The 19,843-nt window shown below is 65.8% G+C and carries 16 protein-coding genes; 7 read left to right on the top strand and 9 right to left on the bottom strand.

What is annotated here, in order from left to right:
- Positions 1-158 precede the first annotated feature (158 nt).
- The 3 genes from OU999_15525 to OU999_15515 all read right to left on the bottom strand — a co-directional run bounded on the left by OU999_15525 (position 159) and on the right by OU999_15515 (position 2,778).
- Positions 159-1,061 (bottom strand): hypothetical protein, encoded by a 903-nt coding sequence (locus OU999_15525; GenBank protein WAC23130.1) that lies wholly within the window; start codon positions 1,059-1,061, stop codon positions 159-161.
- A 205-nt stretch (positions 1,062-1,266) separates the two neighbouring features.
- A complete protein-coding gene (locus OU999_15520; protein WAC23129.1) occupies positions 1,267-2,244 on the bottom strand; it encodes an acylglycerol kinase family protein in 978 nt (325 codons plus the stop codon).
- Positions 2,245-2,250: 6 nt separating this feature from the next.
- Positions 2,251-2,778, bottom strand: coding sequence for a DUF2141 domain-containing protein (locus OU999_15515; GenBank protein WAC23128.1), 528 nt, complete (start codon positions 2,776-2,778; stop codon positions 2,251-2,253).
- Between the two features lie 133 nt (positions 2,779-2,911).
- Here OU999_15515 and lptF point away from each other — a divergent pair, with 133 nt between their 5' ends.
- From lptF to OU999_15495, 4 genes are all read left to right on the top strand, one after another.
- Positions 2,912-4,117 (top strand): LPS export ABC transporter permease LptF, encoded by a 1,206-nt coding sequence (gene lptF / locus OU999_15510; GenBank protein ID WAC25447.1) that lies wholly within the window; start codon positions 2,912-2,914, stop codon positions 4,115-4,117.
- A gap of 10 nt (positions 4,118-4,127) precedes the next feature.
- A complete protein-coding gene (gene lptG, locus OU999_15505) occupies positions 4,128-5,225 on the top strand; it encodes an LPS export ABC transporter permease LptG (GenBank protein WAC23127.1) in 1,098 nt (365 codons plus the stop codon).
- A gap of 82 nt (positions 5,226-5,307) precedes the next feature.
- A complete protein-coding gene (locus OU999_15500; protein ID WAC23126.1) occupies positions 5,308-6,804 on the top strand; it encodes a polysaccharide biosynthesis protein in 1,497 nt (498 codons plus the stop codon).
- A gap of 98 nt (positions 6,805-6,902) precedes the next feature.
- Complete coding sequence (locus OU999_15495; GenBank protein WAC23125.1) at positions 6,903-8,726, top strand: long-chain fatty acid--CoA ligase; 1,824 nt, start codon at positions 6,903-6,905, stop codon at positions 8,724-8,726.
- Here the strand turns inward: OU999_15495 and OU999_15490 are convergent.
- From OU999_15490 to OU999_15470, 5 genes are all read right to left on the bottom strand, one after another.
- Complete coding sequence (locus OU999_15490) at positions 8,693-9,358, bottom strand: DUF2306 domain-containing protein (protein ID WAC23124.1); 666 nt, start codon at positions 9,356-9,358, stop codon at positions 8,693-8,695. The genes OU999_15495 and OU999_15490 overlap by 34 nt on opposite strands.
- A gap of 153 nt (positions 9,359-9,511) precedes the next feature.
- A complete protein-coding gene (locus tag OU999_15485; GenBank protein WAC23123.1) occupies positions 9,512-10,039 on the bottom strand; it encodes a CarD family transcriptional regulator in 528 nt (175 codons plus the stop codon).
- Positions 10,040-10,517: 478 nt separating this feature from the next.
- Positions 10,518-10,856, bottom strand: coding sequence for a ferredoxin family protein (locus tag OU999_15480; GenBank protein ID WAC23122.1), 339 nt, complete (start codon positions 10,854-10,856; stop codon positions 10,518-10,520).
- A gap of 141 nt (positions 10,857-10,997) precedes the next feature.
- Positions 10,998-11,315 (bottom strand): S4 domain-containing protein, encoded by a 318-nt coding sequence (locus tag OU999_15475; protein WAC23121.1) that lies wholly within the window; start codon positions 11,313-11,315, stop codon positions 10,998-11,000.
- Positions 11,308-13,860, bottom strand: coding sequence for a helicase-related protein (locus OU999_15470; GenBank protein ID WAC23120.1), 2,553 nt, complete (start codon positions 13,858-13,860; stop codon positions 11,308-11,310). The genes OU999_15475 and OU999_15470 overlap by 8 nt, the downstream gene beginning before the upstream one ends.
- Before the next feature lie 248 nt (positions 13,861-14,108).
- Here OU999_15470 and OU999_15465 point away from each other — a divergent pair, with 248 nt between their 5' ends.
- Positions 14,109-15,716, top strand: coding sequence for a M23 family metallopeptidase (locus OU999_15465; protein ID WAC23119.1), 1,608 nt, complete (start codon positions 14,109-14,111; stop codon positions 15,714-15,716).
- Between the two features lie 121 nt (positions 15,717-15,837).
- On the opposite strand, the gene xth is transcribed toward OU999_15465, so the two are convergent.
- Positions 15,838-16,614 carry an exodeoxyribonuclease III gene (gene xth, locus OU999_15460; GenBank protein ID WAC23118.1) on the bottom strand — a complete coding sequence of 259 codons (777 nt, stop codon included), beginning with the start codon at positions 16,612-16,614 and terminating at the stop codon, positions 15,838-15,840.
- Positions 16,615-16,717: 103 nt separating this feature from the next.
- Between xth and OU999_15455 the strand changes: the two genes are divergently transcribed.
- On the top strand, positions 16,718-18,124 hold the full coding sequence (locus tag OU999_15455; GenBank protein ID WAC23117.1) for a DUF4139 domain-containing protein: 1,407 nt from the start codon (positions 16,718-16,720) through the stop codon (positions 18,122-18,124).
- Positions 18,125-18,387: 263 nt separating this feature from the next.
- Positions 18,388-19,839: a hypothetical protein gene (locus OU999_15450; protein WAC23116.1), complete on the top strand. Its 1,452-nt coding sequence runs from the start codon at positions 18,388-18,390 to the stop codon at positions 19,837-19,839.
- Positions 19,840-19,843: the final 4 nt, after the last annotated feature.

Below are 19,843 nucleotides of genomic sequence, written 5' to 3'. Positions count from 1 at the left end.
AAGGGTGAAGATTGGAGGGCCGATCTCTCCCCTCCCGCATGCGGGAGGGGTGGCCGCAGGCCGGGGTGGGCCTGAATGGGCGTATGTCATTACAGGCCCACCCCGGTCCGGCACGCCGGACCTTCCCCTCCCGCAAGCGGGAGGGGAGAGGACGTTTACTACTTCACCGCGCCGGATCGCAGCAGTTTCGGCACCAGGAACACCGCCGCAACCAGCGGCCATTTGCGCTGCCAGGGCTGGATCGCGATCTGCGTGCCTGCGTGCCGGTTGATCTTCCAGGCGAGATAATCGATCCCGCCGGCAAAGGTGAAGCTCGCCTTGGCGAGCCGCGCGACGGTGAGGCGCTTGCCGTGCCTTTGCAGCTGCGACCAGCGCGCCTCGGCCTCGGCACGCGGCATGGCGGCAAGATCGGGTATCTCGCGCGCAATCGCCTCGCCCACCGCCGCATAATGATCGGGCGCGAAATCCACCACCTTGTCGGGCCGATCGCCGCGCTCGGCGCGCAACTCTGCGCCATAGGTGCGGGTAAAGCCGGTGCGCCAGAAATGCAGCGGATCGGCCGAACCCTCATCCGCGACCGGCGCAGCATGGCGCAGCAGCGTCACCGGCGCGGCACACAGGGCGTCGAGCGCCCGGGCCTCGGCGGCGGTATCGGCGCTCCACACGATCCGCACCGGCTGGGCAAAGCGCGCCCAGACCGAGACATCGCCTGCCTCCATCGAGCAGGCCTTGGCCAGATCCGCCTCGGACAGCACGGCAAATTTGGCAGCGAGATTGCCATGCGCGGCGGGGAACACATTGGGCGGGATCAGCGCATTGGCCCGCGCCATCCACCCGGCCTTGCCAGCCTGGCGATAGGCCGCGCCATAATCGGACACGATAACGTAGAAATCGAGCATCAGCCCGTCGAGCTGCGCCTCGCGCAGGCATGAGCCGTAGAAGATCACCGCCCGCGCCGTCTCGCCAAACGGACGGATGATCTCCCGCGCAAAGCCGGTGACGCGCGGATCAACCGGCTGCAGGGCCTCGGCGGCGATCAGGGATTTGAGAGTCTCGGCCATAGCTAGCTAGGTTTGAAAGCTCTCCCCCTCGATGGGGGAGGGTTGGGTGGGGGTGCGTTTTCGGAATGTAGCTGAAGGTGTCAAACTGCGAAACCTTTCACCCAGCCGCACCATCACCCTCACCGCTGCGACTAGGCGCCTTCGCCGCCAAGTCTCGCTGCCTCTCCCATCGAGGGAGAGGCGGGATCGTGCACACAGCGATCAATCACGCCGCCAGGCGCAGGAACGGCACCGGATCGGTCGAGCGCAGGATGATCGGCTTGCCTGCGCTTGCCTCGAAGATTTCGCCGTCCAGGATCACCCGGCTGCGCGTGCGGTCGCTGTCGATGCGGATCATGTCCTCGCGCGCCAGGTGGACGCCGCGCCCGCGCCGCGTGCCGAACCGGCCCATCAGCGTGTCGATCAGCATCGTCGTCAGGCCGGCACGGTTATGCTCGACCGCGATGAACTTCAGATGCCCGCTGGGGGAGGACCCGCTCTCCGCGCGACTGCCCAGCAGCAGCTTTTCGAGCGTCGTCACCATGACCACCAGGAAGCTGCCGTTGAGTTCGCCCTTGCGGAAATAGGAGATGCGCAGCGCCGAACGCGTGATCGGCAGGAACTTTGCGGTCAGGCCGAACAGCATGGTGAACAGCCCGGCCACGGCCGCGATGAAATGGCTCACCGAATTGGGCAGGCCCAGCGGATAGATCTTCTGGCGGCAATACAGGATGATCTCAGCCAGCCCGGCGCCGCCCATGAACATGCCCAGCACCGGACGACCATCCTCGCCATCGGACAAGGCGATCAGCTGGCGCACGACGATATGGCTTTCCAGGTCGTTGCGCGCGATCTCGACGATCCGGTCGAGCGTCGCCAGCGGCTTCCCGCGTGCGCCCAGGTCCAGCGCGATCAGGTTGGTCTTGCCATTGGGCAGCACCGCCACCGCCGGCGGGGTCTTGCCGAAATGGCCGCCGTGATACAACTCGGTCAGCGTCGCCTGCACCGTGCCGTCGCCACCGTTGATCACCAGCACGCGCGGCTTGACCAGCGCGATGGCGCGCAGCGCATCGGCAATCTGGTGGACCTCTTCCACCTCGTAATGGAAAATGTCCGGGTTGCGCGCGCAATAATCGCGGACCGCCGGCAACATCGCCTTGTTGCCGGTCGAGCGCGGATTGGAAATGAGCGCAACGAGAGTCATTCTGACTTATCCTATCGGCTTGATCGACATCCCCTGGCGGTAATTCAGGACCACCTGGATGCGCGTAACGCCGGGACCCACCCGGATGGCGGTCTTGCCCGCAGAAGGCTTGAGGCTGAGCAGCGAGAGCGAGGGGTTGTTCGAAAAGCCGCCGCCATCGTTCCAGCCGGACTTGCCGCTGCCATCGACATCGTGGCGTACGGCAATGCCATAGGCACCGGTCGACGGGAGCGGCACGCAGAAGCTCATCTTGCCGCCACGCGGGGCCACCGCCGTATCGATGCGGTTGATCCACGCGCCCTTTTCCAGCCAACTCGCCTTGGTGGCGGGATAGGCCTGGACGCGGATGCGGCCGGTGCTGGCCTTGAAGCCGCTGACTTCGACATGCACGGCCGGACCTGCCGATCCGCCGGCGCATTTGCGCATGTCGTTGGTGATTTCCTCACGCTGCGCGCTGGCCACGGGCACGAAGCCTGCAAAGGCGATGCCGCCCGCAGCCACGATGGCCAGTGATTTTGCCGCAATTTTCAACATGACGTATTCAATCCCAGAAGCTATAGCCGATCCGCCCCAGCTGGCGCGGACAGGCCGATGAGCCCCCTTTACCGTCTGCTTATGGGAAGCGTTTGCGGCCAAATCATGGTGACAGGGCGACAATAAGTTGAAATTGCTAACCGCCACAGACGCTTATATCGCCCGTCTCGTCTTCTTTCCGCTGGTCGGCACGCTGATCCTCGCAGCCATGCTGCTGGTGCTGGACAAGATGTTGCGCCTGTTCGATTTTGTCGCCGCAGAAGGCGGCCCGGTCAGCGTCGTGTGGCGCATGCTCGCCAACCTTCTGCCCGAATATCTCTCGCTCGGCATTCCCATCGGACTGCTGCTCGGCATCCTGCTCGCCTTCCGCAAGCTCGCCATGTCGTCGGAGCTCGACGTGTTCCGCGCGGTCGGCCTCAGCTACAACCGGCTCCTGCGCGTGCCCTATATGTTTGCGGTCGGGCTGATGTTCGTCAATCTGGCGCTGGTCGGCTATATCCAGCCCAAGGCGCGCTATGCCTATGAGGAACTGGGCTTCGAGCTGCGTTCGGGCGCGCTCGGCGCATCGATCAAGGTCGGCGAATTCACCCAGCTGGGCGACCGGATGACGCTGCGCATCGAGCAGAGCCGCGATGGCGGACGCGAGCTGTTCGGCATTTTCGTGCGGGCCGAGGCCAAATCGGGCACTTCGCTGTCGGTCACCGCAGAGCGCGGCAAGTTTCTGGCGACCGATGATCCCAACACGATCATCTTCCGCCTGACCAACGGCACGCTGGTGCACGATTCACCCGATTACGAAACGCCGCGTGTGCTTTCCTTCAGCAACCACGACCTGCCGATCGACCTGCCCAAGATCGAATCCTTCCGCAGGCGCGGCGGCGGCAAGGACCGCGAATATACCATTCCCGAACTGGTCCGCATCGGCGCGGATACCAATATTCCCGAAGCGCAGCGCAACCAGACGCGCGCCAATTTCCATTTCCGCATGGTCGAAGTCGTCATGATGCTGCTGATGCCGCTTCTGGCGGTGGCGCTGGCGATCCCGCCCAAGCGTTCGACATCGGCCCTCGGCGTGTTCCTGTCGATCGTGATGATCGTGACCTATCACAAGATCAACGAATATGGCGAGGATGTCGGCGCACTGGGGCTGGTCGATCCGATCCTGGCGCTATGGATGCCCTTTGCCCTGTTCTCCGCGCTGATCGCCTGGATGTACTATCAGGTCGCCTTCGTGCCGGGCGGCCAGCCGATCGGCGCGCTGGAAAAGCTGTTCGCCAAATCGGGCGCTGCGGTGCGCGGCCTGTTCAGCTTCGGCCGCAAGCGGTCCTTCCAGGAATAGGCGCAGCGAGATGCATTTCGAATTCTTCCCCTCGCGCACCGTCGCCGTCTACATGGCACGCAAGTTCCTCACCAGCATCCTGGCGGTGGTGGCGCTGCTGTTCCTGGTGCTGCAATCGCTCGACCTCCTGGGTGAAAGCGGCAAGATCCTGGCCTATCCCGGCAATGGCCAGGCGCAGCTGCTGACCTATATCAGCTTGCGCGCGCCGCAGATCATCGACCTGGTCCTGCCGTTTTCGGTGCTGCTGGCCACGATCATCACCCTGGCGACGCTCAACCAGAACAGCGAGGTCGTGGCGATGAAGGCCTCAGGGCTGTCCGCGCATCAGGTGCTCGCGCCGCTGCTGATCGCCGCGTTCGGCGTGTCGGCGATCACCTTCGTCTTTTCCGAGCGCATCCTGACCCGTGCAACCGCGACGCTGGACGCCTGGGAAGCGGCCGATTTCGGCCCGATCCCGCGCGATTCCAACGTCAAGTCGAACATCTGGGTGCGCGAAGGCGACAATATCATCCAGGCCGATACGGTCGAGGGCACGGGCAACGCGACCCGGCTGACCGGCGTTGCCGTCTATGCGCGCGACAGCCAGGGCGGCATGGCGCGGATCATTCGTGCCCGCGAAGGCACCTATACCGGCAAGGGCTGGAAGCTGACCGATGCCACGCAGTTCGACGTCGCATCGGGGCAGAAGCAGGCGCTGGGCGATATCGTTGCCGCAGGCGACGTCCGCCCCGACCAGTTCACGTTGAGCAAGGTCAATGCCGATGGCCTGTCCTTCCCGCAGCTCTGGGCCGCGATCCAGGAACTGAAAGCCGCCGGTCGCCCGACCGCGGCGCTCGAGGCCAATCTGTGGCACAAGCTGTCCGGCCCGCTTTCGGCGCTGCTGATGCCGCTGCTCGGCGCGGTGGCCGCGTTCGGCCTGGCGCGATCGGGCCAGCTGTTCATCCGCGCCGTCATCGGCATGGCTTTGGGCTTTGCCTATTTCGTGGCCGACAATTTCGCGCTCGCCATGGGCAATCTGGGGGCCTATCCGCCGATCCTGGCGGCCTGGTCGCCTTTCTTCCTGTTCCTGATGGTCGGCGAGACCGTCCTCATCCGCACCGAGGAATAGGCCGCAGACCGTGGCCTCAGACGCTCCCCAGCCGGCCAGCCCTGCCCCCGCTTCAAGCACGCCCGCTGCCAGCCCCCCTGCGGTGAGCCGCGCCGATGTGGCAAGCGGCGCTGCGCTGTCCGGCCTGGCGCGCATGGGCGCGATCATCGAGATCGTCACCCAGCCCGCGTTCGTCTGGATGTTCGGGCTGGCCACCTATGGCACCTATATCGTGCTCTGGGCCGCCGTGAACGTGCTGTCGACCATCACCACATTGTCGCTGGCGCAGGGGCTGCAGCGCTCGATCCCTGCCGCACCGACCCGCGAGATCGAGCATGGCGTGGTGCGCTATGCGCTGCTGGTGACGGTGATCCCTTCCACGATCGTCGCCTTGTGCATAGCGCTGGCGGCGCCCGCCATCGCGCCGCAATTTTCGGTCGAGCCGGCGATGCGGCCGCATCTGCCCGCGATGATCGCGCTGTTCGTCTGGACGCTGCCGCTGACCGTCGCGCTGGAAATCGCCACCGCGGCGGCGCGTGCGCGGCGAGCGTTCGGGCCTGAAATCCGGCTGCGCATCTTCTGGGAGCAGATCGCGCGGCTGATCGTCGCGGTGGCGCTCTATGGGCTGGGCGTGCGGCTGTTCGGGCTGTTCATCGCGCATATCGTCTCGCTCGGCGTGACCGCCTGGCTCTCGGTGCGGTTGCTGGGGCGCTATTACGACCTCGCCCTGCTCTGGCGCGCGCCGATGCCGCCCGCGCTGCGCCACGACACGCTGAAATCGGGCCTGGCGACGATGCCGCCCAATCTGGCGCGCCGGGCATTCAACGATCTGCCGCCGGTGCTGCTGGGCCTGGCGCTGAGCGGCGGCGGTGGCGCTGTAGCCGCAGGGCTGTTCGGCATCGCGCGCAAGATCGCATCGGTGCCGCTGATCGTGCGCCAGACGTTTCTCTACGTCCTCGCGCCGCTGAGCGCCGCGCAGCGCGCCGCCGACAGGGCCGAGATCGCGCCGCTCTATCGCTTTGCCAACCGGATCGCGGCGATCATCGTGCTGCCGCTGACCGGGGTGATGATCGCAGGCGGCGATGCGACGCTGCTGCTGTTCTCGCCAGAGGCCGCCGCCGCGCTGCCGGTGCTGATCGTGCTGCTGCTGGGCCGCGCGGGCGAAACGATCCTGGGCGCGGCCACCCCGATCGTCGAGATGACCGGGCACCGCCTGCTGCCGCTGGCCAATTCGGTCGCGGGGCTTGGCGTTGCCGGGCTGGTCGGCTGGCTGACGGTCGACGAACTGGGGGCAACCGGCATGGCGCTGGCGGTCAGCGCAGGGGTGATCGTGTCGAGCTGGGCGGCGGTGGCAGAGCTTTGGGCGAGCGACGGGCTGGGGCCGTTCGACCGGCATTTCCTGCGCGCGCTGGCCTGCGGCATCGGCGGGTTTGCCACGCTCTGGCTGATCGGCTGGGTCTTTTCGGGCCTGGGCATGGTACCCCGCGCCGCGATCCAGTTCGCCTGTTTCGTTCCGCTGGTCTGGCTGGGTCTCAAGATCGGGCTGGACGCCGAGGACAAGGCCGCGCTGGGCAAGGCCGGGCGCAAACTCGCATTATGATGGCCGCGCCGCTGATTGCCCATGGTCATAAACCCCGCTAGACCCGATATCGACAGACCGCGCGCGCCAAGCGCGGCATCAAGAGGAGCCCGAACCCGGTGATCGCCAACACATCGCTCGACCAGTTTTCCCATTTCAACAACCTGCTCGACCTGTTCTTCGCGCGGGCGGATGAGCTGGGCGACAAGCCGTTCCTGTGGGCCAAGCGCGGCGGAGCCTGGACATCGACCAGCTGGCGGCAGGCGGCGGGCCAGGTCGCGGAGCTGGCGCATGCGCTCAAGGAAATGGGGCTGCAGCGCGGCGACCGGGTGATGCTGGTCAGCGAAAACCGCCCCGAATGGTGCATTGCCGACCTTGCGATCATGGCCGCAGGCTGCGTGACCGTTCCCACCTACACCACCAATACCGAGCGCGACCACCAGCATATCCTGGACAATTCCGGCGCGCGCGCGGTGATCGTCTCCGACGCCAAGCTGGCGCGCACGCTGCTGCCTGCGGTGCTGCGCGCGGGCAATGCCTGGCATGTGATCGGCATGGAACCGGTCAAGGTCGGCCAGGCCAGCCGCTTTCGCGCGCACAACTGGTCTGATCTGGTCAGCGGTTCTGCCGCGCGCCAGGCCGAATTGCTGCCCAGGATCCGCGCCGATGCGGCAACGCTGACCCGCAACGACACGGCCTGCATCATCTATACCAGCGGCACCGGCGGCGCGCCGCGCGGCGTGATGCAGCACCATGGCGCCATCCTGCACAATATCGCCGGCCCGACCCGCGTGATTTCCGAAGATTTCGGCTGGGAGGACGAGGTGTTCCTGTCGTTCCTGCCGCTGAGCCACGCCTATGAACACAGCGCCGGCCAGTTCTTCCCGATCGGGCTGGGCGCGCAGATCTATTATTCCGAAGGGCTGGAAAAGCTGGCCAGCAATATCGAGGAGGTGCGCCCGACGCTGATGGTCGTGGTGCCGCGCCTGTTCGAGGTGCTGCGCGCGCGTATCCTCAAGCAGATCCAGAAACAGGGCAAGGTCGCCAATTTCCTGTTCGAACGCGCGATGGCGCTGGGCGAAAAGCAGCTGGCGGGCCGCGCGGGCGTGATCGACAAGCCGATGGACTTCATCCTGTCGAAGAGCCTGCGCCCCAAGATCCAGGCGCGCTTCGGCGGGCGGATCAAGGCGATGGTGTCGGGCGGCGCGCCGCTGAACCCCGAGATCGGCGTGTTCTTCCACGCGCTGGGGCTGACATTGCTGCAGGGTTACGGCCAGACCGAGGCCGCGCCGATCATCGCGTGCAACCGCCCCAAGGTCGGCCTGAAGATGGACACGGTCGGCCCACCGCTCGCCGATACCGAAGTGCGCATTGCCGATGACGGCGAAATTCTGGTGCGCGGCGAGCTGGTGATGCACGGCTATTGGCAGAACCCCGAAGAGACCGCACGGGTGCTGAAGGACGGCTGGCTGCATACCGGCGATATCGGCCATATCGACGAGGCGGGACGCATTGCGATCACCGACCGCAAGAAGGACCTGATCGTCAACGACAAGGGCGACAATGTCTCGCCGCAAAAGGTCGAAGGCATGCTGACGCTGCAGCCCGAAATCCACCAGGCGATGGTGATGGGCGACCGGCGGCCGTATCTGGTCGGTCTGGTGGTGCCCGATCCCGAATGGACGATGGAATGGGCCAGCGCCCAGGGGCTGAAGGTCGATTTTGCCGCCTTGCAGGCCAATCCGCAGTTCAAATCCGCTGTCCGGGCGGCGATCGACCGGGTGAACGGTGACCTGTCGGTGATCGAGAAGGTGCGCCAGTTCGCCTTTGCCGACGAGCCGTTCAGCATCGAGAATGGCGAGATGACACCGTCGATGAAGATCCGGCGGCATGTCATCCGCGGGCGCTATCAGGATCGGCTCGACGGACTGTACAAGAGCTGACGGCGGTCAGCGGGCGGGTGACGGCGGTTCCAGAGCTGCAGCCCCGCCTCGGCCACCACCAGGGGCCCTGCCCAATAGGCCCAGATGCCCAGTGCCGGGGCGATTCCTTCCAGATCGCCCAGCTGCTGTGCCAGCCGGCAGAACACGAAGGTCCATGTCAGCACCATCGACCGGATCATCCACATCTGGTGCGAGCGCCAGCGCTTCTGGCTGCCGCGCCGCCAGCCCATCGATGTTGCGACCAGCCACACGACCGCCAGCGTGCCGGTGGCCCAGCCGCTCGCGGGGCTCCGGTGCGGGTCGCTGATCGCCAGGAACAGCGCGACAAAGGCCATGGTCATCCCCGCGCCGACATAGGTGCAGCCGGTATGCCGGTGATATTCGAATGCCGCGCGGGTCCAGCCCATCCAGAGCGCGAGGAAACCGGAGGCCAGCGTCAGAAAACCGGTCAGCGCGTGCAGGACGATCCACAGGCTGTGATCGGCATGTTCGCGCTGCGCGCCACCACCCAGCGCGGGCAGCACGTTCAGCCACAGCACCGGCAGGGTGGAAAGGATCGCGGCCCAGAACAGCAGCACGGGCAGGGTGACGCCCGGTCGGTGATCGATCGGCGGCCAGGCCTGGCTGGTCATGCACCCCCCCTGTTCATCTGCTCTGGTTGCTGGTTGGCACCAATGATGCCGCAAGCCAGGCGCATGGGCAATGCAAACGAAAACCCCCGGTTCCGTGGCAGGAACCGGGGGTTTTCGTGAACGTTCGGACGCATGGTCCGGCCAATGAAGCGCTTATTCGGCGGCTTCGTAATATTGCGGCGCGGCAGCGTTCAGGATCTCGAGGATCTTCTTGAGCGCGGCGGGCTCGTCGGTCTTTTCCATCGCGGCCAGTTCGCGCGCCAGGCGGCTCGAGGCGGCTTCGAAAATCTGCCGTTCCGAATAGCTCTGTTCGGGCTGGTCGTCGGGACGGAACAGGTCGCGGGTCACTTCGGCGATCGACACCAGGTCGCCCGAATTGATCTTCGCTTCATATTCCTGGGCCCGGCGCGACCACATGGTGCGCTTGACCTTGGGCTTGCTCTTGAGCGTTTCCATCGCTTCGCGCAGCGTCTTGTCCGACGACAGCTTGCGCATACCGATGCTTTCAACCTTGTTGACAGGAACGCGCAGCGTCATCCGTTCCTTTTCGAAGCGCAGCACGTACAGCTCGAGCTGCATGCCGGCAATTTCTTCCTTCTGAAGTTCCACAACACGACCGACACCGTGCTTGGGATAAACCACATAATCGCCTACATCAAAAGACAGCGCTTTGGCGGCCATTCAAAAACCTTTCTCAATTCAGGGGAAGCGGGAGCCTTTTCGAACTTGCATGCCAGCCGTTCGAGCGAATCTCCTCAAATATGTGCCGAGAGTGGGACACCAATTAGCGCAAACCCGCTGCGCCAATGCGCCGCACTTAACAGATTCGTCACAAAATAGCCACCCCGTAATGGCCATTCCGGCCCTAGATGGGGACGGTTACGCAAAATACAACCGTTCTGGGGGTGAAGGCGCAGGGCGGACGCTACGGAAAGCGGGAACGTTTGCAAACGGTAGAGCGGCCCATCACGCCCTGGCCCAGCTCCCACCTGTCCCGGTTGGGGAATTTGCAGCGCTGGGCCAGGGTTAATGATTTTTGCCCGCAGGACCGGGTGCCCCCTTGCATGGGAGAGGCTGGGATCGGTATTTCTTCCGGGTGCAACGACGAACGAGGATGACCAGATCAGCGCCGACCTTGCCGGTCAAGCCCTCGAGCCGATCAATCGCCCTCGCCGGGTTCGGGCGAGAAATGGGCTTCGTACTTGCCTTCCTTGCCCTTGTACTCGTCGGCATCGGCGGGGGATTCACGCTTGACGGTGATGTTGGGCCATTCGGCGCTGAACTTGGTGTTCAGCTCGAGCCACTGTTCCAGACCGTCTTCGGTATCGGGCAGGATGGCTTCTGCCGGGCATTCGGGTTCGCACACACCGCAGTCGATGCACTCGCTGGGGTTGATCACCAGCATGTTCTCGCCCTCGTAAAAGCAGTCCACCGGACAGACTTCGACGCAGTCCATATATTTGCACTTGATGCAGGCGTCGGTGACTACATAGGTCATCGGCTGTGATCGCTCCCCTGAATGCGTACCGACGCAAAGGGCCGGCCGGTATGGTGATGGCATTGTGATTCTGGCCGCCTTGCTATTGCGATCATGCCGGTGCGTCAATATGGCGCTGCCTCGCCCGCCCAAAGCCGGGCTTTATCCGGTCGCGCGTAGTTCGCTGGGTTCGCTGTAACAGGCCAGGGCCTCTGCGGCAGGGCCGCGCCGCCAGGGCAGCTGGTCGATCTGCAGCACCAGAACGCGGGTCCCTTGCGGAACCGTGAGGATATCGCCGCAGCGCACCGCGTGATGCGCCTTGACCACGCGATGGCCGTTGCTGCGGATCAGGCCCTGTTCGGCCAGCATCTTGCCCTGCGACCGGCTGCGCACCAGCCGCAGATACCATAACAGCAGGTCCATGCGCATATGCGCGCCCTGCCCGCCTGTAGCCGATGCCGCGCCGCCCTTTTCAGCCAATCGCCACCTTCCATTCCTTAAGCGCGGCAAAATGTCCCCGGTCTGCAGGCGATGCCGCTATCGCCTGCTTCTTCTTGCGCGCCAGCCCCCGCCAGCGCCACAACATATCCTGGCCAGCAGAGCCGCCGGATCTCGCATCCTCGCGCCGGAAGCCCGCCGCGCGCATCAGCCGCTCGGCATTGGCAGCGCTCAGCCCCATCGAGATCGCGAGCGCCGGATCGATCGCAAAGCTGGCCGCATCGCCCCTGCGATCATGCGCGGCGCGGATCAGCTTTTCCGCCATATCGACCCGCAGCGCCTGATCGCCCAGAACGCGATAGGCCGGGTGCCCCTGGGCCGGCAGGAGCGACGCGGGAACCACCGTGCGCAAGGCATCAACCGCCGGATCATCGGCATCGGGCAGCGGCGTGCCGGCGCGGGCTGCACGCACCAGCCGCATCAGCCGCTGGCCATCGGCACGGATCATGCTCGCGCAGAACACATCCAGGCTACCCAGCCGCACCCCCAGCCGCTGCAGCACCTGCCGCGCGGGCGCGTCCAGCACCGCGATCAGCGGCTCCAGCTCGCTGCGCGCCATGGCTCCGCCTGCCTCGACCAGTTGCACCAGCAGCGCGCGCAACGGGCCGGGGCAGCGTTTGTCGTCCGCCGCCTTGGTCAGCGCGCGCACCGGGGCCAGGCCCTTGCGCAGATGGTCATCCAGCCAGGCGACGACATGCGCCAGCAGCGCATCCTGATCGGGCCGGGGGATGGCATTGAGCGCGCGGTCGGACTGGAAACGCGGGGTCGCAAGGCTCGGCCCTCGCAGGATCAGGCCGATGCGCTGCCCGCGCCAGAACACGGCCGGCCGCCGCTTGTCATCCCCGCCAAGGCTCAACGCATCTGCCCCGTCGGCGATCAGATCGCGCGCGCGCCGGGCCAGCAGGCCAGGCAGGTGCCGGTCGGCCGCGGCGACCAGCAGCTTGCGGTCGGCCAGCCGCGCCTGCGCATCGACGACGAAGGAAAAGCCGTTGAGATGCCCGATCGGTTCGCCATCGACGCACAGCGCATCGCCCGCTTCCAGCGTCACCGGAAGCAGCGAGGCATCGCCGCCCAGCCCGCGCAGCAGCACCGCGGTGCGCCGGTCGACAAAGCGCTGCGCCAGCGCGCGATGCAGCGCATCGGACAATCGCTCTTCGACCGCCCTCGCGCGCCCGGCCATCTCGGCAGGATCGGCCAGCCAGTCGCGGCGCTGCGCGACATAGGCCCAGGTCCGGATCGCGGCGATGCGTGCGCCCAGCTTTTCGACATCGCCCTGCACGGAATCGAGATCGGCAATCTTGCGCGCGATGAAATCGACCGGGATATGCCCTGCCCCCTGGCCCAGATGCTGCCAGAGCTGGCTGACGAAACTGGCGTGATGTTCGGGCCCGCGATGCTGGAAATCGGGCAGCGAGCATACCGACCAGAAGCGCCGGACCGCGGCCTGACCGCGCACGCTGGCCGCCACCTGCGGGTCGTCGGCCAGGCGGCGCAGCACGGCGAGGTCGATCGCTTCGGGCGCGGGCTTCAATACCGGGCTGGAGGGCAGACGCTCCAGATCGGCGATCAGCGTTCCCAGGCTGTCGAAACGCAGGCGGGATTCGCGCCAGAACAGCGACTTGAGCGGCGGAAAGCTGTGCTGCTCGATCCGCTCGATCTCCTCATCGGTGAACTGCGCGTCATGGTGCCCGGCGACAGAGCCGAAGGTACCATCGCGCTGGTGCCGCCCGGCGCGCCCGGCAATCTGCGCCATTTCCGACAGCGTCAGCCGCCGGCGGCGCGCGCCATCATATTTGTGCAGCGAGGCAAAGGCGACATGGTCAACATCCATGTTGAGCCCCATGCCGATCGCGTCGGTGGCGACCAGATAATCGACCTCGCCCGCCTGGTACATCGCCACCTGCGCGTTGCGCGTCGCGGGGCTGAGCGCACCCATGACCACCGCCGCGCCGCCTCTGAACCTGCGCAGCATCTCGGCCACGGCATAGACTTCCTCGGCCGAGAAGGCGACGATGGCGCTGCGCGGCGGCAGGCGCGAGAGCTTCTTGATACCGGCATAGCTGAGCGTCGAAAAACGCGGGCGGCTGATGATCTCGGCATCAGGCACCAGGGTGCGGACCATCGGGGCAAGCGCCTCCGAGCCCAGGATCATGGTTTCGTCGCGGCCCCGCGCGTTCAGGATGCGGTCGGTGAACACATGGCCGCGTTCGGGATGCGCGCCCAGCTGCGCCTCATCGATCGCAACAAAGGCGAAATCGCGTCCCTGATCGAGCGGCATGCTTTCTGCGGTCGAAAGGAACCAGCGCGCGCCCGGCGGGACGATCCGCTCCTCGCCGGTCACCAGCGCGACCTCGTTCGGACCCTTGATCCGGACCACCCGGTCATAGACCTCGCGCGCCAGAAGGCGGAGCGGAAAGCCGATCAGGCCGCTGGAATGCGCGCACATCCGCTCGATCGCGAGGTGCGTCTTGCCGGTGTTGGTCGGCCCCAGCACGGCGGTGACAGGGCACGGCGAAAATCGGGTCATGGGAGCAGCCTCCACGCCTTACATCATGGCAGCCTTGCGAAGTTGCAAGAGCAGGCCGCATTCGGCTGTGGAAAGGTTGCGCCGCTGATCGGGTCTATTGCACCGCTCATCCCGCAGACACCGTTTTAAACGGCGGGTTAATTTGACTTTAACCGGTGTTCTCCACACAGATTGCCGGCGAGGAAAACACGCCATCGCGCCAGTCCGGTCCGGACATGCGTGGGAGGAATGGCGGCAAGGGGTCGGTCTTGTTTCAGCAACGCGAACAGCTTTTGGGGGCCGGTGCCGCCAGTGCCAGATTGTCGCTGGCCGATGTGCTGCCCACCCCGACCCGGCCTGCAGCGCCTGCCCTGCCCGCTCCAGCGACCGGCATCAAGGGCCTGAAAGAGCGGCTGATCCGCACCCGCCAGTTCATCCAGGACACCAACTGGGCGCCCGATCTGGGCCAGAATATCGGCAGCCTCGAATGGTTTCGCGGGCTCGCCACCCTGTGCCTGCTGTGCACCGGCGCCTATGCCGTGTCACCCGGCATCGCCCCGCTGGGCGCGGTCGCCACCCCCCCTGCCCCGGTAGCGCGCGAGGAGTTGCGCAGCCAGATGATCATGCCGATGGCGTTCGGCAGCGATACCGGCCGCGCCATGGCCGCGACCGACGCCGTGGTCGCGCTGCGCCAGGCCCCCGAACGCCCGACGATCGAACTGGCCGCCACCATCGGTCGCGGCGACAGTTTCCTGCGCGTGATGCAGCGCGCAGGCGTCGGCAGCGGTGATGCTCAGGCGGTCGCCAATCTCGTCTCCTCGGTCGTGCCGCTTGACGATATCCGCGACGGCACGCGGATCGACATCACGCTGGGCCGCCGTTTCGCGCGCAACCAGCCGCGCCCGGTCGAGCTGATCGCCTTCCGCGCGCGCTTCGACCTCAATGTCGAGATCGTCCGCGCAGGCTCCGCGCTTGACCTTGTGCAAAAACCGATCCTCGTCGATGCCACCCCGCTGCGCATTCGCGGCACGGTCGGCTCCAGCCTGTATCGTTCGGCCCGCGCCGCTGGTGCCCCGCCCGCCGCCATCCAGGCCTATCTGCGCACGCTGGGCACCCAGCTTTCGATCGGCAACGACATCCGCTCGACCGACCAGTTCGACATCATCGTCGATTACAAGCGCGCCGCCACCGGCGAGGTCGAGCTGGGCGAGTTGCTCTATGCTGGCCTTGAGCGCAGCGGCAAGCCGCGCGCCCAGATGCTGCGCTGGAAGACCGGCAACAACGTTCAATGGTTCGAAGCCTCGGGCGTCGGCGAGACGCGCGGGGAATTCGCCCGCCCGGTCAACGGCGCGGTGACATCGGGCTTCGGTTATCGCCGCCACCCGATCCTGGGCTTCCGCCGGATGCACAGCGGCATCGATTTCAAGGCGGGTTCGGGCGCACCGATCTATGCGACCGCAGACGGCGTGGTGAACTATGCCGGGCGCAAGGGCGGATATGGCAACTTCGTGCGCATCGCGCATGGCGGCAATATCGCTACCGGCTATGGCCATATGAGCCGCATCGCGGTGAGCAACGGCATGCGCGTGCGGCGCGGCCAGGTGATCGGCTATGTCGGCTCGACTGGTCTTTCGACCGGCCCGCACCTGCATTACGAACTCTATCGCGGCGGCCGCGCGGTCGATCCCAACTCGGTCCGCTTCACCACCCGCGCGCAGCTTTCGGGCAGCGAACTCGCGAATTTCCGCGCCCGGCTCAAGCAGCTGCTCGGCGTAGCACCGGGCGCCGCGCTGCAATCGCTCACCGCGCCATCAGCCGCCAAGCCCGACGAGCCCAAGCGCGAGATCGAGCGGATCGCAGGCACAACGATCGCCTGACGGGCCAGGTTCATCCCCAGCCCCGTCATTCCCGAGAAAGCGGGAATCCAGCTTTGTCGCAACCATTTGAGCAGAAGCGGGACCCCCGCATGCGCGGGGGTGACGCTGATGGGCAGGGAGTCTAGCCTTTGAGCTCCACCCAGGTAGGTGCATGGTCGCTGGCCTTTTCCCTGCCGCGATGGTCCTTATCGACGCCGATCGCGCTCAGGCGGTCGGCGGCCGACGGGCTCAAGAGCAGGTGGTCGATGCGGAAGCCGTGGTCGCGCTGCCAGGCGCCGGCCTGATAGTCCCAATAGGTCCACACCCCGCCGCCGGGGCGCAGCGTGCCGATGGCGTCGGTCCAGCCATCGGCGAGGATGCGCTGGAAGGCGGCGCGGCTTTCGGGCTGCATCAGCGCGTCCGATGCCATGGCGCGCACCGAATAGGTGTCGTTATCGCGCGGGATGACATTGTAATCACCCGCGAGCACCGCAGGCACTTCCTCCGCCAGAATCTGAGCAGCGCGCTTGCGCAGCCGTTCCATCCAGCGCAGCTTGTAGTCGAATTTCGGCCCCGGCTGCGGATTGCCATTGGGCAGGTAGATGCACGCGACGCGGAGGCCATGGACATCGGCCTCGAGATAGCGCGAATGCTCGTCTTCCGGCTCGCCCGCCAGCCCGCGCTGCACCTCGACCGGCTGGGCATCGCGCGCCAGGATCGCGACGCCGTTGAACCCCTTCTGCCCGTGCCAGATCGCGCCGTAACCCAGTTTCTCGAACTCGGAGGCGGGAAAGCCCTCGTCCTGCGTCTTGATTTCCTGAAGGCAGGCGATAGCCGGCCGGGTTTCGTCCAGCCATTCGAGCAGGCGCGGCAAGCGGGCCTTGATGCCGTTGATATTGTACGAGGCGATGCGGAGCATGGGTATGTCTTAGCCGCAGCACCCGCGCTTGCCCAGCCATTTAGCCCCTGTTCATTTGAGCCACCTTAAGCCACATATCAACGACATATCTGGGGAGGTCAGCATGCAGCGTTCGTCACGGTTCTCGATGGGGGCAGCGGCGATCAGCCTGTTGGTCCTCAGCCCGGCAGTGGCACAGGATGCCACCGATCCCAGCGCGCCGAGCACGCAGGGCAATGTCTCGGTCACGGTGTACAATGGCGGCACCTCATTGGTGCAGGACATCCGCAAGCTGAACATCGCCAGCGGCACCAGCCGGATCGAATTTCCCGATGTCTCCGCGCAGATCCAGCCCGAAACCGTCAGCTTCGCCGCCGATGGCGCGACGATCGTCGAACAGAATTTCGACTATGACCTGCTCACCCCCGGCAAGCTGATGGAAAAGGCGGTGGGCGAGACGATCACGCTCATTCGCACCAACCCGGCGACCGGCGCGGAAACGCGCGAGCGCGCCAAGGTACTGTCGGTCAACCAGGGCGTCGTCGTCCAGATCGGCAATCGTATCGAGGTGCTGCGCGACGATGGCCTGCCGGTGCGCGCGGTGTTCGACAAGGTGCCCGACAATCTGCGCGCGCGCCCGACGCTTTCCATCACCGTCGACAGTCAGCGCGCGGGACAGCGCGATGCGGCAATCCGCTATCTCACCGGGGGCATGGGCTGGTCGGCGGATTATGTCGCGCTGTTCGACGAGGCCAAGGGCAGCATCGACGTGCAGGGCTGGGTGACGTTGTCGAACAGTTCGGGCACGACCTATCGCAATGCCGATACGCTGCTGGTCGCGGGCAATCCGCAGGGTGCATCGGGCTTTGGCAACCGGCGCGGCAATATCCGCAGCGCCGGGACCGAGACCGCGAACCGCGAGCGGCTGGGCGACTATTACCTGTACCCTGTTGGCCGCACGACCATTGCCGACCGCCAGACCAAGCAGATCAGCTTTCTCGACGTGCAGGGCGTCCCCGCGATGCGCGCGTACGAATATCGCGTCGGCTGGCTGGCGAGCATGAGCGAACCGCAAAGCGCGGACACGGTGGTCAAGTTCAGCTCGAGCAAATCGGGCGGCCTGGGCGATGCGCTGCCAGCAGGCGCGGTGCGTTTCTATCAGCGCGACCAGCGCGGATCGCCGCAGTTCATCGGCGAAAATGCCATCGGCCACACGCCCATGGGCAGCGCGCTGGCGCTGAAGACCGGCGAGGCGTTCGACGTCAAGGTCAAGTCCACGGTGGTGGAGCGCAAGCGGCTTTCGAACACGAAGTGGCAGACCAGCATGCGCTATGAGCTGACCAATGCGCGCGACGGCGCGGTCACCGTCGACCTGATGCAATCGGGGCTCGATTTCGGCTGGACCGATACGCGCATCGTCACCGAGAGCCTGAAGAGCGAACGGCGCAACAGCAATTCGGCGGTCTGGGCGGTGAACGTGCCAGCGAACGGCAGCGCGGAGGTCACGGCGACCTTCGAGACGCGGTATTGATCTGAGATATCGAAATGCGCCCCAAGCTCCCCGCCACCCTTCCGTTTGTGCCGAGCGAACTCGAGGGACGTAATCGGAGAGGGGTGCGTAACGTCCCTCGACACGCTCGGGACAAACGGGGGTGGGCGCTTGGGGCATTGATGGCGTTGGTATGTGCCGCCGCCCCCGCCCAAGCCCAGACAGGCCCCGAAGTCATATCCCCCAAGCCCGATTCGGTCGCTGTCACCATTTATCGCGACCCACAGCGTGGCAATGGCGGGGGGATGAACCTCGCCTACCTCAACGGTTTCGCTGTCGTCACCGAAAAGCGCACGATCAGCGTCCCCGCTGGCCCGGCGACCATCCGCTTTGCAGGGGTCGCCGAGGGGATGGTCGCGGTATCTGCCGTGGTGCGTGGGCTGCCTGGCGGACTTATCGAGCAGAATCGCGACAAGAAGCTGCTGTCACCCGGCGCACTGGTCGATGGGTCGCTCGGCAACCGGGTGACGCTGCGCCGGACCGACCCTGCCACCGGCAAGGCTGTGGAGCAGCAGGCCGTGATCCGCAGCGGATCGCAAGGCGCGCTGGTGGTGCAGACCGAAGCAGGGGTCGAGGCGCTGGAATGTTCGGGCCTGCCCGAAAAGGTGATCTACGAGAACCTGCCCGGCGGCCTGTTTGCGACGCCGGTGCTGTCGGTCGATACCGTCTCGCCCCAGGCGGCGACAGTCGAGGTGACGCTGACCTATCTGGCTGCCGGGTTCGACTGGAACGCCGATTATGTCGTGAAACTCGGCGCAGACGGCAAATCGGTCGACCTGTTCTCGTGGCTGACGCTCGCCAATGGCAATGCCGAGAGCTTTGCCGATGCCGAATTGCTGGTGATCGCCGGCACGCTGAACACCCGCCAGCCAATGCGGAACCTCGCCGACCGGCCGCAGGCAACATCGCTCTACATTCAGTGCTGGCCGCGCGGCAGCACAGCGGAAGGCATGGACAACATTCCGCCGCCGCCACCCCCGCCCCCGCCACCAGCGCCGGCCATGGCGCCGATGCGCATGCGGACCGGCGCGGTACGTGCCGAAGCTGCGGACGCGATCATGGTCACGGCATCGCGCATGGTGGAGGCGGAGCTGGAGGCGCTGGGCGATCTCAAGCTCTACCGCGTCCCCTTCCGCTCGACCGTCGCGGCGAAAGGGCAGAAGCAGGTGAAGCTGCTGTCGAAAGCGAATGTGCCAGCAAAGCTCGTCTATCGCGGCAATGCACTGGGCTATGGCGAGGGCGTACCCCAGCCGTTGCAGATCGAGCTGCGCATGGACAACAAGACCGCGAGCGGCCTTGGCCTGCCGCTGCCTTCGGGCCGGATCGCGGTGTTTGATGGCTCGCGCGAGGACAACCGGCAGAACGGCGGCCTGCTGATCGGCCAGGGCCGGATGCGCGACTATGCGGTGGGGCAGGAGGTGAAATTCACCATCGGCCAGAGCGATGCGGTGCAACTGGCGGTGCAGTCGCTGCCGGGATCACGCAAAAAGGCCAATGAAGCGCGCAAGCTGGTGCTGACCAATGCCAATGCCGAGCCGATCACCGCGGAAATCGACCTGGCCCAGGTCGCCGATGCCGATCTGCAAAGCGCGACCGCCAAGGTGATTCGCAAGGACGGAAAGCATGTCTGGCAGGTGACCGTGCCCGCCAATGACAGCGCCACGATCAGCTACGAGATCCGCGCCACGGACCGCTGAACGC

Source organism: Blastomonas sp. SL216 (assembly GCA_026625625.1).
Taxonomy (GTDB): domain Bacteria; phylum Pseudomonadota; class Alphaproteobacteria; order Sphingomonadales; family Sphingomonadaceae; genus Blastomonas.
Note: the sequence above shows the minus strand (reverse complement) of the source record. Positions and strands in the feature narration are given on the sequence as shown.

Excerpts from the sequence above, each read along its gene's own strand:
- OU999_15525 (WAC23130.1), bottom strand. The coding sequence starts at position 1,061 with ATGGCCGAGACTCTCAAATCCCTGATCGCCGCCGAGGCCCTGCAGCCG.
- OU999_15520 (WAC23129.1), bottom strand. The coding sequence starts at position 2,244 with ATGACTCTCGTTGCGCTCATTTCCAATCCGCGCTCGACCGGCAACAAG.
- OU999_15515 (WAC23128.1), bottom strand. The coding sequence starts at position 2,778 with ATGTTGAAAATTGCGGCAAAATCACTGGCCATCGTGGCTGCGGGCGGC.
- lptG (WAC23127.1), top strand. The coding sequence starts at position 4,128 with ATGCATTTCGAATTCTTCCCCTCGCGCACCGTCGCCGTCTACATGGCA.
- OU999_15490 (WAC23124.1), bottom strand. The coding sequence starts at position 9,358 with ATGACCAGCCAGGCCTGGCCGCCGATCGATCACCGACCGGGCGTCACC.
- OU999_15485 (WAC23123.1), bottom strand. The coding sequence starts at position 10,039 with ATGGCCGCCAAAGCGCTGTCTTTTGATGTAGGCGATTATGTGGTTTAT.
- OU999_15480 (WAC23122.1), bottom strand. The coding sequence starts at position 10,856 with ATGACCTATGTAGTCACCGACGCCTGCATCAAGTGCAAATATATGGAC.
- OU999_15470 (WAC23120.1), bottom strand. The coding sequence starts at position 13,860 with ATGACCCGATTTTCGCCGTGCCCTGTCACCGCCGTGCTGGGGCCGACC.
- xth (WAC23118.1), bottom strand. The coding sequence starts at position 16,614 with ATGCTCCGCATCGCCTCGTACAATATCAACGGCATCAAGGCCCGCTTG.
- OU999_15455 (WAC23117.1), top strand. The coding sequence starts at position 16,718 with ATGCAGCGTTCGTCACGGTTCTCGATGGGGGCAGCGGCGATCAGCCTG.
- OU999_15450 (WAC23116.1), top strand. The coding sequence starts at position 18,388 with ATGAACCTCGCCTACCTCAACGGTTTCGCTGTCGTCACCGAAAAGCGC.